Source organism: Lysinibacillus sp. UBA5994 (assembly GCF_002429725.1).
GTDB lineage: Bacteria > Bacillota > Bacilli > Bacillales_A > Planococcaceae > Lysinibacillus > Lysinibacillus capsici.
Genome location: NZ_DJAU01000028.1, coordinates 99,625 through 112,329, shown reverse-complemented (window position 1 = coordinate 112,329; position 12,705 = coordinate 99,625). Strand labels below are relative to the sequence as shown.

The 12,705-nt window shown below is 42.1% G+C and carries 11 protein-coding genes; 1 reads left to right on the top strand and 10 read right to left on the bottom strand.

Annotated elements, in window-relative coordinates:
• Positions 1-74: 74 nt before the first annotated feature.
• On the top strand, positions 75-1,712 hold the full coding sequence (locus B3D98_RS09900; RefSeq protein WP_288582734.1) for a PucR family transcriptional regulator: 1,638 nt from the start codon (positions 75-77) through the stop codon (positions 1,710-1,712).
• On the opposite strand, the gene B3D98_RS09895 is transcribed toward B3D98_RS09900, so the two are convergent.
• Genes B3D98_RS09895 through B3D98_RS09850 form a run of 10 tightly spaced genes read right to left on the bottom strand, consistent with a single transcriptional unit; the run spans position 1,701 to position 12,610 of the window.
• On the bottom strand, positions 1,701-2,528 hold the full coding sequence (locus tag B3D98_RS09895) for an ABC transporter permease (RefSeq protein WP_004229583.1): 828 nt from the start codon (positions 2,526-2,528) through the stop codon (positions 1,701-1,703). The genes B3D98_RS09900 and B3D98_RS09895 overlap by 12 nt on opposite strands.
• Positions 2,529-2,540: 12 nt before the next feature.
• The gene (locus tag B3D98_RS09890) at positions 2,541-3,482 is read right to left on the bottom strand and encodes an ABC transporter permease (RefSeq protein ID WP_259948689.1); all 942 of its coding nucleotides are present in this window, start codon (positions 3,480-3,482) and stop codon (positions 2,541-2,543) included.
• Between the two features lie 16 nt (positions 3,483-3,498).
• The gene (locus tag B3D98_RS09885) at positions 3,499-5,055 is read right to left on the bottom strand and encodes an ABC transporter substrate-binding protein (protein WP_103117799.1); all 1,557 of its coding nucleotides are present in this window, start codon (positions 5,053-5,055) and stop codon (positions 3,499-3,501) included.
• 17 nt (positions 5,056-5,072) lie between these two features.
• Complete coding sequence (locus tag B3D98_RS09880; RefSeq protein ID WP_054550828.1) at positions 5,073-6,044, bottom strand: P1 family peptidase; 972 nt, start codon at positions 6,042-6,044, stop codon at positions 5,073-5,075.
• A gap of 3 nt (positions 6,045-6,047) precedes the next feature.
• On the bottom strand, positions 6,048-7,061 hold the full coding sequence (locus B3D98_RS09875) for an ABC transporter ATP-binding protein (RefSeq protein WP_066037719.1): 1,014 nt from the start codon (positions 7,059-7,061) through the stop codon (positions 6,048-6,050).
• A complete protein-coding gene (locus B3D98_RS09870; protein ID WP_048390127.1) occupies positions 7,030-8,064 on the bottom strand; it encodes an ABC transporter ATP-binding protein in 1,035 nt (344 codons plus the stop codon). The genes B3D98_RS09875 and B3D98_RS09870 overlap by 32 nt, the downstream gene beginning before the upstream one ends.
• Before the next feature lie 15 nt (positions 8,065-8,079).
• On the bottom strand, positions 8,080-9,534 hold the full coding sequence (locus B3D98_RS09865) for an aldehyde dehydrogenase family protein (protein ID WP_288582732.1): 1,455 nt from the start codon (positions 9,532-9,534) through the stop codon (positions 8,080-8,082).
• Positions 9,535-9,544: 10 nt separating this feature from the next.
• Positions 9,545-10,291, bottom strand: coding sequence for an SDR family NAD(P)-dependent oxidoreductase (locus B3D98_RS09860; protein ID WP_054550825.1), 747 nt, complete (start codon positions 10,289-10,291; stop codon positions 9,545-9,547).
• Position 10,292: 1 nt separating this feature from the next.
• The gene (locus B3D98_RS09855) at positions 10,293-11,381 is read right to left on the bottom strand and encodes a tartrate dehydrogenase (RefSeq protein ID WP_115673915.1); all 1,089 of its coding nucleotides are present in this window, start codon (positions 11,379-11,381) and stop codon (positions 10,293-10,295) included.
• Positions 11,378-12,610 carry a M20 family metallopeptidase gene (locus B3D98_RS09850; protein ID WP_009374236.1) on the bottom strand — a complete coding sequence of 411 codons (1,233 nt, stop codon included), beginning with the start codon at positions 12,608-12,610 and terminating at the stop codon, positions 11,378-11,380. Before B3D98_RS09850 ends, B3D98_RS09855 begins: the two co-directional genes overlap by 4 nt.
• Between the last annotated feature and the right edge of the window lie 95 nt (positions 12,611-12,705).

The window sequence follows — 12,705 nt, the reverse complement described above, 5'->3', positions numbered from 1 at the left end:
TTAATATTGAAATTTTCTGATTTCTCTAACATAATGAAATAGACATTGTACATTCGAAGGGCAGGTGCTAATTGATGTCGAAACATCCTCTACTCGTACGTGATGTCCTCAAGCGCAAGCATTTTGAATCGGCGAAGCTTATTGCAGGGCAGCACGGCCTAGATCGCCAAGTATTGTGGACACATATATTAGAAATTAAAGATTTTGAAACCTTAATCAATGGTGGTGAATTAATTTTAACCACGGGTGTCGGTTTACAGCTAGAACGAGAAACACAAATAGCCTACTTACAAAACCTTATTCGTAATGAGGCAGCTGGTCTTTGTATAGAAATTGGCGACTATTTTGACCATGTTCCCGTAGAATTGATTGCCATGGCAAATGCCCATCATTTCCCTATCATCATCTTTGAAGAAATTGTACGATTTATTGATATTACGCAAGATTTGCACACGTACATAATTAATCAACACCAGCAGGCACTTACACAGCTAGATACACTATCCAAAACTTTTATGGAATTATCATTAATGCCAAATGGTATTTTAAAAATATTACAAGTGCTCCATCAAGATACAAATGCTCCCTTTCTATTTGTTTCAGAAGATACAAAAAGCTTTTATTATCCTATGGAGGCTAAAAAATACTTACGTGTCATGGAGGAGCATTGTCAGCAGTTAGAACTACAAGAGCCCTTGCACCTTCTATCCTTGGGTAAAGACCATTTTGTCATTATTCCTGTTAATGGACTTGGACAAGTGTGGGGCTATTTATGTATGCATTCTGAACTGCCAAAGCAGAGTGATTACACCTTGTTAAATCTTGAACGAGCAACTATGTCGATTGCCCATATTTTAATGCGTAACCGCATGCTTCAGGAGCGACAGCAAAGCCGGGAAGATGAATTCATACTAGCCTTAATTCAAGGTCAGCCCGTAGATATTCAATACTACCAAAGCTATTTACCAATCGAAAGTCGTAATTTATTTTACCGAGTCGTCGTGTTCAATCTACATGATGAAGCCAATACTGTACCTGAAGAAGAATGGCAGGAAATCCAGCTACAAAATGCCATGTATGTTCGTTCGATTCTGAAAAAGCTTGGATTTTTCCCTACTGTTTCAGTAAGACAGCACGAGATAATTATTTTAGCCTTTTTCATTGCCGCAGATTATATGAAAGACAATCGCGACGCTTTTGATCAAGCAATTTCACAAATCATTGCAAGAAAAGCAGCACAATTTTTTGAGCAACTTACCCTTAGCTGTGGTATTAGCAATGTCTATCAAACGATCGAAAGTGTTCATCTGGGCTATAAGGAAGCCAAATCAGCCATCCAAATGCAGCATCATCAATTGACGAGCTCCATCTATTATAAAGATTTAGGTGTTTATCGATTGTTATTACAGCAGGATCAATCAGCTCTCCTACAATTTGTAAAAGATTATTTACAGGAAATTTTAGTATTAGATCAAAAAAGTAGCCATGATTTATTTCAAACATTAGCTGTTTATCTATCCTGTAATGGAGCTAAAAATGATACAGCAGAACAGCTGTTTATTGTTCGTCAAACACTTTACAAACGAATAGAACGCTTAGAAAGTATACTAGGTGCTGATTTTTTACAAGCTCCCCATCGCCTCAATATTGAGATGGCTGTTAAGGCATATGAACTGTTGCAAAAGACAGCACCTGATCTATTACGATTTTGAACGCGGGTCCATAAAATCTCGTAAAGCATTACTGAGCATATATAAGCCTAAAACAAGAATCGTAATGGCTCCTCCAGGGGCATACGTATACCAAGGGGCACCGATTAAATAGGCTTGTGAATCTTTTAACATTCTGCCCCAGCTAGGGTTTGGTGGCTGTACCCCAAGCCCTAAATAGCTCAGTGCTGCCTCGGCTAACATGGCTGTCGCAAAAGTCACGGTTGCTGCCACAATAATTTGCGACGAAATGTTTGGTAAAATATGACGAAACATGATGCTATAAGGCTTAACACCAATTAATTTCGCTGCCAGCACATATTCCGAGTCACGTTGTTGCACAAAGCCACTGCGGGCAATCCTCGCAATAGCAGGTATCGCGATAATCCCCAGCGCTATCGCTGTATTCGTTATTCCTGGGCCGAATACTGCTACAAGCATTAATGCTAAGATGATTCCTGGAAAGGCCATTAAAGCGTCCATCGTACGCATAAATATTTCATCGACCCAGCCACCAACATAGCCTGCAATTCCGCCTATGAGAATACCAAATATCGTTCCAATCGCAACCGTTAATAGACCCACGGCAAAGGCTGTTTGTGTCCCCTTCATAATGCGACTAAAAATATCTCGCCCAAATTCATCTGTTCCAAACATATAGGCACCACCTGGACCACGCAATTTTTCAGGTATATTCATCGCGTTGACATCATGGGGTGTATAAAAAAAGCTAACAATCATGACGAGCAGAAAGCCAACAATGACGAGGAGACCAATGACTAAATTGATTTTTTTAGTATAGCGCTGTAATTGTTTCATGGTAGTCACCTCTTAACGTAATCGAATTCTAGGGTCCAACACAGAATATAAAACATCGACGATAAAATTAATCATGACGACAGCTATTGTAATATACATAACGATCCCTTGTACGAGTGGAAAATCACGATTACTGATAGCCGTAATCAATAACTGACCAATCCCTGGCAATGAAAACACCTGCTCCACAATAATCGTTCCTGCCACTACCTCCGCCATAATCAACCCAAAAACCGTCAATATCGGAATCATGGAATTTTTTAAAACATGCTTATACATTACATTTTGTTCAGACATCCCTTTACTGCGTATCGTACGGACATAATCGAGCTGGACCTGCTCCAAAATGGCTGTACGAACATAACGAAAATTCACCGCAATTTGTGGAATCGCAATCGTTAAGGCTGGAAGTATTAGGGTACTGAGCGCCCCTGCTACACTTTGTGTCCAAGGTATATAGCCACTTATTTTAAAGAAGCTGAACTGTAGGCCAATGTAAAGAATAAGCATCATCCCTAGCCAAAAGGAAGGCACTGCCATACCGATCTGGGTTACAGTCGATAATGACACATCACTTAATTTATTTTGTCTTCTTGCTGCAAACATCCCTAAAGGTAATGAGATGATTAAGACAATGATAAGGGTGAGTCCTGCTAATGACATGGTGACAGGAAGTCGATCAAATAGTAATTCTTTTACTGGCATGGAAAATCGAATGGAATTCCCTAATTGCCCTGTCAATAAGCCCTTCATCCAATCCACATATTGTTCATAAAGAGGACGATCCAAGCCAAGCTCAGATCGTAAATTTTCAATTTGAGTGGGATCCGCCTCTGTTCCTAGCATTGTGCGAACTGGATCACCAGGTAAAATTTGAAAAACACCAAATGTAATAATGGATACTAGAAGGATGGTTGTTATTAACAGGATGATTCGACGTAGGATATACATCATAAGCACTCATCCCTTTCTAGTTTGAAAACTTGACCTCTGACATATCGTGGAACCAGAATGGATAGCTCTTGAGCCCCGTCACCTGTTTGTCAGATCCCCAAACGATTTGATAATCCGCAATATACACTGCTGTTGCCTGCTCAGCTAATATTTCCTGTGCACGATGATAGTACTCTATTTGCTTGGCTTGGTCGGTTTCCTTTAAAACATCAGCCATAATTTTGTCGTATTCTTCATTTTTAAATAAGAAGAAGTTTTCACTATCGTTTGTAGAAATGTAATCATTCAACACTTCAAAAGCAGATGCACGACCTGTTAAGTCAATCGTTGTCATTGCATAGTCACGACCAAAGTAAACGCGATCTAGCCAAATTCCCCATTCCACTACTTCAATTTCTACATCAATTCCGATCTCTTGTAGATTAGCTACGACAATTTGTGCAATATTTGAGTAAATATCATTGTGTGAAGACACTGTAATTTTTGTTTTAAAGCCATCCGGATATCCTGCTTCTGCTAATAACGCCTTCGCTTTTTCCACATCTCGCTCATACATGCTTTCTAAGCCCTTCTTTTGGAAATCGCCCATCGCTGGACTCATATTAGAGCCAAGTGGCACAGCATAGCCTGCAAACACAGAGTCAATAATATCGGCTTTACTAATTGCGTAATTGATTGCTTGACGAACCTTCACATTGTCAAATGGTGCCTTTGTTTCGTTAAATGTAACAATAAGAGAAGAGTTATTATTTTGGTGTGATAAATTATAGCTTCCCTCTACCTCGCTTACACGGTGCCAAGGAACACTCGTTAAATCAACTTCGTTTGCCATTAAGCTCATAATGGCTGCCTGATCATCTGATTGGAAGGCAAAGGTTACTTTATTCAAATAAGGTAATCCTTCTTGCCAATACTGTTCATTTTTCTTAAGCTCTAAATTTGTACCTGGTGCATATTTCACAAAGGCAAATGGACCTGTACCAATTGGATTTTCATTATGCTTCCCATCATTGCTCTTTGGAATAATAGCTGATTGTCTGCCTGTTAATGAATACAAGAAATTTGAATTTGGCTCTTTTAGCTTAATCACAAATGTACTTGCATCAGGCGCCTCTGTAGATGCTACATTATCAAAGCTATTGGACATTTTTTCCCCACCATTTTTCCCCATTAAACGGTCAAAGGAATATTGAATATCCTCCATCGTTAAATCATCACCATTATGAAACTTCACACCTTGGCGAATTTTAAACGTATAGGTTAAGCCGTTCTCAGAAATTTCATAGCTTTCAGCAAGTCCCTCCTTTAAGGAGCCATCCGTTTCAGGAGCCATTAGCCCCTCAAAGATATTTAGAATCATTTGATAAGAAATGGACGCTGTCGCTTTATGTGGATCTAAAAAATCTGGATCATCATTCACACGTACAACAATTTCCTGTGGAGCATCTGTTGCCGCTTGACCATCTGTAGTACCTGAAGTAGTCGTCGTTTTCTCTCCATCACTTGAACACGCTGCCATAACGATTGCCATTAACACTGTTAGTAGTATCAATCCGCTTTTTTTCCATTGCATGGCTGTTCCCCCTTTTTCTAAGTGCTTGTCTTTTGAATGCTTGTATAACTCTCAACATCCGCCAATCGTTCAGCGGCTTTAATGCCAGCTAGAATTGCTTCCTCCATCACCTTTGTCGCTAGCTGGCCTAAATAATCAAGTGCATAGGATTGATCCCCTGTACCAAGCACAAAAATCGTATCGCCATCCAGCATCGTATGAACAGGATAAATCGTGCGTGCTAAGGCATTTTGCGTAAGCTGCGCAATCTTTTTAGCCTCCGCCTTCGTTAGCTTGGCATTCATTGCCACAACACCAATGGTTGTATTAGTTCCCGCTAAAGCCTCTGATTGTGCATGTTGCTCTAAATAGGCACAGCAATCCACCCATTGACCAGAATGCGTATCTCTTGCTCCAGCTAAAATTTTCCTCGTTGTAGGGTCCTTGACATCTCCAACTGCATTGACAGCCACGATAGCACCTGCTACAAGACCATCTTTTCCCGCATAGGAAGCACTACCAAGCCCACCCTTCATTGCAAATTCTGGACCAGCTAATTTGCCTACAGTTGCTCCGTAGCCCGCGCCTACATTGCCATTTGGAAATGAGCCAACTTGTGCCGCTTGTGCCGCTTCATAGCCCATTAGTGCTGTAGGTCGTGCATGTGGATCACCGATAAACAAGTCAAAGAGTACAGCACTTGGTACAATCGGTATTTTCGCTACTCCTGCATCTACCCCAATCCCTTGCTCCTCTAAAAATTGCATGACGCCTGTAGCAGCATCTAACCCAAACGCACTACCCCCAGCTAAACAAATAGCATGAACTCGGTCAATTTCATTGATGGGATCTAACGCATCTGTTTCACGAGTACCTGGTGCAGAGCCTCGAACATCCACTCCACAAACTGCTCCGTTTTCCACTACTAGCACCGTACAGCCTGTGATGCCCTCCTTGTTCTCGCGATGTCCTACCTTAACACCTGGCACATCCGTTATATTGCCAAACATTCTTCACACCTCACTTTTTAAATAATTATAATTTTCTGATTTTTTATCATATAAAAAACAGGCTACTCGTTGATGATCATTTTCATTGTGAAGCTTCGGTCTCTCCTGATGGCATCTTTCCATCACATGCGGGCAACGTGTATGAAAGACACAGCCAACAGGTGGATTCATCGGACTTGGTAACTCGCCCTGTAAAAGTATTTCTTGCTTAGGCTCATCAAAATTAACAACTGGTATTGCAGATAGTAATGCTTGTGTATAGGGATGCAACGGATTGGCATATAGCTCCTTCTTTGTCCCAATCTCCACTACTCTACCTAAATACAGCACTGCCACACGGTCACTAATATGCTTCACAACGCTTAAATCATGTGAGATAAATAAATAGGTTAATTGAAATTCATCCTGTAAATCCATCATGAGATTGAGCACTTGCGATTGCACCGACACATCCAATGCTGAAACGGGCTCATCGGCTATAATGAATTCTGGATGAATCGCTAATGCCCGTGCAATCCCAATACGCTGCCGCTGCCCACCAGAAAATTCATGTGGAAATTTATGCATGGCATCCTCAGGTAGCCCTACCTTTTGTAATAGCTCCTTCACACGCTCTTTGCGTTGCTCCTTCGTCAAGGTTAATTGTAGCTTCATCGGCTCTTCGATTATAGAACCGATTCGCATCCGAGGATTGAGAGAGGCAAAGGGATCTTGAAAAATCATTTGCATTTGATTTCGGTAACTTTGTAGCTTATTCCCCTTTAAATGCTGGATGGGTTGTCCTTTATATAGCACTTCGCCTGCTGTTGGTTCAACGAGCTTTAAAATTGTTCGCCCAAAGGTGGATTTTCCTGAGCCTGATTCACCAACAATTCCAAGTGTTTCCCCTCTATAAATCTCAATCGAAATATCATCAACCGCTTTTATGACCTTTTTCTCTTCCTTCATCGATTTACGCTTCACAGGAAAGTAGGCTTTTAAATGATTAATTTCCAGCAAAACTTCTTTCTCTGTCATGAGCCAGCTCTCCTTTCTCCGTGAATAAATGACAGCGTACCTTATGTGCCTCCTGAATGTGATGAACAGCAGGTTGCTCCTGATGACAATGTGCCAGCGCATGGGGACAACGTGGCGCAAAGCGACAGCCGTCAGGTAATGCATACGCAGGTGGCACAGTACCAGGAATCGACGGTAGCCTTTTGACATCTGTTTCAAGGCTTGGCATCGTCTTTAAAAGCGCTGTTGTATAAGGATGCTGTGGATTTAAAAAGAGCTCTCTTACTGGAGCTTCCTCGACAATCTGTCCCGCATACATCACCATAACGCGGTCAGCTGTCTCTGCAACAACGCTCATATCATGGGTAATGAATAAAATGGCTGATCGATGCTCTTCCTTCATTTTTAGCATCAGCTTTAAAATCTGTGCCTGAACCGTGACATCAAGTGCAGTAGTTGGCTCATCCGCAATCAATAGCTGCGGATTATTCGACATTGCGATGGCAATCATAACTCGTTGTCGCATCCCGCCTGAAAGTTGGTGAGGATATTCAGCGATGACCTTTTCTGCATTCGCAATCCCGACTTCTTTTAAAAGCTGTAGCGCTTTATTCCATGCCTCTTTTTTCGATACCTTTTGGTGTCTTCGTATGCCTTCAATCATTTGATTGCCAATCGTAAAAACGGGATCTAAAGAGGTCATGGGCTCTTGAAAAATCATACTAATTTCATTGCCCCGTATACGGCTCATTTCTTTATTTTTATAGGTAAGTAGATTTTTACCGTTTAAAGTGATAGAACCTGACGTAATTTCTCCTGGAGGTATAGGCAGCAACCGCATAATGGCTAAGGATGTAATACTTTTGCCACTTCCCGATTCACCAACCAGTGCAACGGTTTCTCCTTTATGAATAGTAAAATTCACATCTTCCACAACTTTTGCCTCTTTGCCATTTTTTAAATGGAATTTAATTGATAAATGATTGACCTCTAAAAGCACATCTTTGTCTTTTGGCTGTTCCATATGCGTCCCTCCATCTCAGTGTTGATTAGGTGGTGCATAGCGTATAGCGATATTTTTCATTTGCGTATAGTTTCGCAGTGCAACAAAGCCCTTCTCTCGACCAATTCCGCTTTTTTTATAGCCTCCAAATGGCATTTGAATGCCTCCAGCAGCTCCATAATTATTGACAAATACTTGTCCCGCCTGCACACGACTTGCCACATAGTGAGCCGTATCGATATTTTGTGACCAAATGCCCGCCACTAGGCCATAGTCCGTACTATTGGCTAATGCGATGGCCTCCTCTACAGTCGAAAATGTCAAGACGGTTAACACTGGACCGAAAATTTCCTCCTGAGCTAATGGATCATTTGGATCAACACCATCAAGTATAGTTGGCTGAACATAAAAGCCGTTCTCATAGCCTGCCAATGTCAATGGTTCCCCACCCGTCACAACATAGCCATCTACCTTTGCTTGCTGTAATAATGCAGTGATTTTTGTATATTGTTGTTCATTCAGTAACGGTCCCATCTCCATATCTGCCTCACCTGGTCCTACTTGGATCACTTGGAACCTTTGGGCTAATCGGGAAATAAAGGACTCTTTTATTCGTTCCTCAATGAGTAAACGTGCCCCTGCTGAACAAGTTTGACCAGCATTTTGAATAATCGCACGTACGACTCCCTCTAATGCCTGCTCCATGTTAGCATCCGCAAAAACAATATTAGGAGATTTACCACCAAGCTCTAATGTCACAGGCACAACATTTTCAGCAGCCGCCTTCATCACCGCAATTCCTGTAGGAACAGAACCTGTAAACGTAATATGATTAATATCGGGATGTGAAGTTAAATAAGGACCAACTTCTCGTCCCAAGCCCGTAATATGCTGGAAAATCCCTTTCGGCAACTTATCGGCGAACCATTCTGCAATGGCATGTGTTGTTAGCGGTGTATCCTCCGCACTTTTCACAATGACTGCATTACCAGTTGCTATAGCAGCTGCTACACTTCTTGCCGTAATTTGAATCGGATAATTCCATGGCACAATATGTACCGTAATGCCCACTGGCTCTAGCACTACTGCATTTAAAAGCCCATCCTCAATCGGAATTGTATCTCCCATCACCTTATCCGCTGCACCACCATAAAATTCAAAATAGCGTGCCGCTGCTTCAATATCTGCTCTTGCCTGTGATAAGGGCTTTCCTACATCCCGACATTCTAGCAAACTCCATTCCTCTGCATGCTTACGAATATAATGAGCAAATTCGATCAATAACTGCCCACGTTCATAGGCTTTCCATTGACGCCAGTCCTCACGTTCAAAGGCTACACGGGCTGCACGTACTGCCTCTTCTACATGTTCTTTACTCGCGTTGCTAATTTGTGCAATCACTTCACCCGTTGAGGGATTCTTAACATCGAGGTATGCCTGAGCATCACCGTGAACCCACTCACCATCTATCAACATAGGAATTTTTTTCATTGTACCCCTCCTATAATCCACGGCCACCATCTACATGTAATGTCGTTCCTGTGACCATACTTGCTGCATCTGAGAGTAAATAACTAACAGCTCCTGCTATATCTGCTGGCTTCACTAATCGTCCTAATGGCACAGATTGCACAAAGACACTTTGCTTCGTCTGCTCTACGTCTGCACCCTGTGCGGCAAATTGACCAAGCATTTGTGTGTCTGCTGGTCCTGGATGAATCGTATTAACCCGAATTTGACTAGATGCTAGTTCAATTGCTAGTCCTCTCGTAAAGCTCTCTGCTGCACCCTTCGATGCAATATAAGCCTGTAAGCCCGGTCTTGGTCGCACTGCTGAAATCGAGGCAATTGTAATAATAGAACCCCTTTGCTGTTTTTTCATAAAAGGTACAACTGCCTTTGTCGTGATAAATAAACTTTTCACATTAACATCCATTAAACGATTCCATTCATCCATTGTGACCTCTTCAATCGGCGTAGCTGACTGGGCAATTCCCAGTGCATTAACAAGACCATCTATTCTGCCATACTTATCAAAAACCTGCTGGCAGATGTCTTGCACACGTTCCTCCTGTAACACATTGACTTCAAAGCATTGAAGGGCATCCTGTGCAATATCTGATAAGGCATCTATGGATAGATCAAGTCCAATAACTCGATTGCCCAGCTTTAATTGCTCGTGAATAATGGCCTTTCCCATACCGCCTCCCGCACCAGTAACCACAATCACCTTTTGCTCAACTGCCATGCTAAACACCTCCTGCTGTTAAAGTTCTATTAATAATTTCCTGACAAATCGCATCGCCCATTTGTGCTGTTGTCGCTTGTCCACCAATATCTGCTGTTTTCACAACGCCTTCTTGCAGCACAGCTGTAATGGCTTTAACAATGAGCTGTTCTAAATCTGGTCTGCCTTGATGGCCAAGCAGTAAGGCAAGCGACCAAATTTGAGCGATTGGATTGGCAATGCCCTTGCCTGCAATATCTGGTGCTGAGCCATGAACAGGCTCAAACATCGATGGAAAATCCTTTTCGGGGTTCAGGTTGGCTGATGGTGATAGACCAAGTCCTCCGACAATAGCAGAGCCTAAATCGGATAAAATATCGCCAAACAAATTGGACGCTACTACCACTTCAAAATTCTGTGGTCGTTCTACGAAATAGGCGACGAGTGCATCGATATAAATGGATTCGAGCTGTAGTGCTGGTGAACTTTGCTTCACCGTTTTGCTTGTATGCTCGTCCCAGAATTTCATCGAATGAATAATGGCATTCGATTTTGTCGCACTTGTTATTTTGGTTTTACCGTGTTGCTTCGCATAATCGCAGGCAGCATGGACAATTTTTTCAATCCCAATGCGCGTCATGATTGTATTTTGAATCGTCATTTCCTGCGGCTGCTGTTGGTACAGTCGACCACCGCTGTCCGAATATTCACCCTCTGCATTTTCACGGAAGATCACAAAGTCAATTTTTTTGCCGTTAGCCAAGGGCGACGCTATCCCAGGTAGTGATTTAATAGGACGGAAATTCACATATTGCTGGAAATGCTTTCGAATGGGCATAATTAATTCCCAAACGGTAACATCATCAGGCACACGAGCATCGCCAATAGCTCCAAATAAAATCGCATCATATGTTTGAAGTGTTGCCAGTGCATCATTAGGCATCATACAGCCATGCTGCACGTAGTAATCGGAGCTCCAAGGAAAGATGGTTGTTTCAATTTGTAAGGAGCTATGTTGTTCTTGCAAACAATTTAAAACTTTTAACGCTTCCTGCATAACCTCTTTTCCTATGCCATCTCCTGGTATTACTGCTATTTTGAAAGCTGTCATTGTGCATCACCCGCCAAAAATTTTAATGCTGCTAAACGGTAAATGGCCGTTGTTTCTGCCAATTCTTCAATGTCCACATACTCATTGATTTGATGAGGAATTTCTCGATCTCCTGCTCCAACCGTTACAATTGGAATACCATGCACATGAAGAAACGTCCCATCTGTCGCACCTGGAACACCGTTATATTTTGGTTCCTTCTCTGTTACCTCTGCCACAGCCTCATATATTGCCTGTACAACAGGGTCTTCCTTCGCTGTTGCTGTTGCAGGTCGGTTATCAAGAACCGTCAGTTCTACTTTGAAATCAGGATCATCTGCTTGTAATCGTTTAATAATCGCTTCAATCTTGCCCAGTAGTTCATCATGGTCCTGCGCAGGCACCGTGCGAATATCGAGTGTTGTCATACAGTGATCAGGAATGACATTGATTTGTGCATCTCCCTTTACAGGCGCTCGTAAAATCGTTGGTGTAATAGATGGCCAATTCAGCATTGGATCACGCCCTAATCGTGCTTGCTCCTCTTTTTCCAATTTTTCAAGCTCTACGATGAAACGTGCCATACGCCAGTTAGGATTAATGCCACTCCACGAAATCGCACCATGCGCCATTTTACCGAAAATATCTACCTGTAAACGAATAGCCCCGCGTTGTGCAATACACACATTATTTTCCTGTGGCTCACAGATAATCGCACCATCCACACCATCGGCCCAGCCATTCTTAATAAAATGCTTAATGCCTAGCATAAGCCCTTCTTCATCACATGGAATACATAAAATAATTTTGCCCGTAAACGCCTCTTGATCTAGTAGCAATGACTGACAAGCTGTAATCATACAAGCAAGATTCCCTTTTGTATCATTCGTTCCCCTGCCATACATACGCCCATCTACAATTTCTGCTCCAAATGGATCATAGGCCCAAGCCTCTCGATTGCCCTCTGTCACCACATCCGTATGTCCTTCGAAAAGTAATGTTTTCCCAGGCTTGCCCGAATCAATAATACCAATGACATTTGGTCGCCCTGGCACAACCTCCTCGATATGCGTCTCGATGCCAATATCTCGTAAATACGCCGCTACAAAAGTTGCCACCTCTTGCTCATTGCCCTTCGGATCGTTCTCACGGTAAACGCTTTCAATGCGTACGAGCTTCTGTGTTAAGGCGATGACCGTCTCACGATCTCGCACATACGATTTTGTTGTCTTTAAACTAGTTACTGTCATGCAAAGGACCCCCTATTTTTAAAGAATATTCTGAATTTATGTTATTTTAACATTGTCCTTTCTCTATGAAACTAGACAATATGTTAATGATTCAA

What these genes read in the sequence shown, in the direction of transcription:
- B3D98_RS09855 (WP_115673915.1), bottom strand. Translation starts at nt 11,381, where the DNA reads ATGACAGCTTTCAAAATAGCAGTAATACCAGGAGATGGCATAGGAAAA.
- B3D98_RS09865 (WP_288582732.1), bottom strand. Translation starts at nt 9,534, where the DNA reads ATGAAAAAAATTCCTATGTTGATAGATGGTGAGTGGGTTCACGGTGAT.
- B3D98_RS09880 (WP_054550828.1), bottom strand. Translation starts at nt 6,044, where the DNA reads ATGTTTGGCAATATAACGGATGTGCCAGGTGTTAAGGTAGGACATCGC.
- B3D98_RS09875 (WP_066037719.1), bottom strand. Translation starts at nt 7,061, where the DNA reads ATGACAGAGAAAGAAGTTTTGCTGGAAATTAATCATTTAAAAGCCTAC.
- B3D98_RS09850 (WP_009374236.1), bottom strand. Translation starts at nt 12,610, where the DNA reads ATGACAGTAACTAGTTTAAAGACAACAAAATCGTATGTGCGAGATCGT.
- B3D98_RS09885 (WP_103117799.1), bottom strand. Translation starts at nt 5,055, where the DNA reads ATGCAATGGAAAAAAAGCGGATTGATACTACTAACAGTGTTAATGGCA.
- B3D98_RS09895 (WP_004229583.1), bottom strand. Translation starts at nt 2,528, where the DNA reads ATGAAACAATTACAGCGCTATACTAAAAAAATCAATTTAGTCATTGGT.
- B3D98_RS09870 (WP_048390127.1), bottom strand. Translation starts at nt 8,064, where the DNA reads ATGGAACAGCCAAAAGACAAAGATGTGCTTTTAGAGGTCAATCATTTA.
- B3D98_RS09900 (WP_288582734.1), top strand. Translation starts at nt 75, where the DNA reads ATGTCGAAACATCCTCTACTCGTACGTGATGTCCTCAAGCGCAAGCAT.
- B3D98_RS09890 (WP_259948689.1), bottom strand. Translation starts at nt 3,482, where the DNA reads ATGATGTATATCCTACGTCGAATCATCCTGTTAATAACAACCATCCTT.
- B3D98_RS09860 (WP_054550825.1), bottom strand. Translation starts at nt 10,291, where the DNA reads ATGGCAGTTGAGCAAAAGGTGATTGTGGTTACTGGTGCGGGAGGCGGT.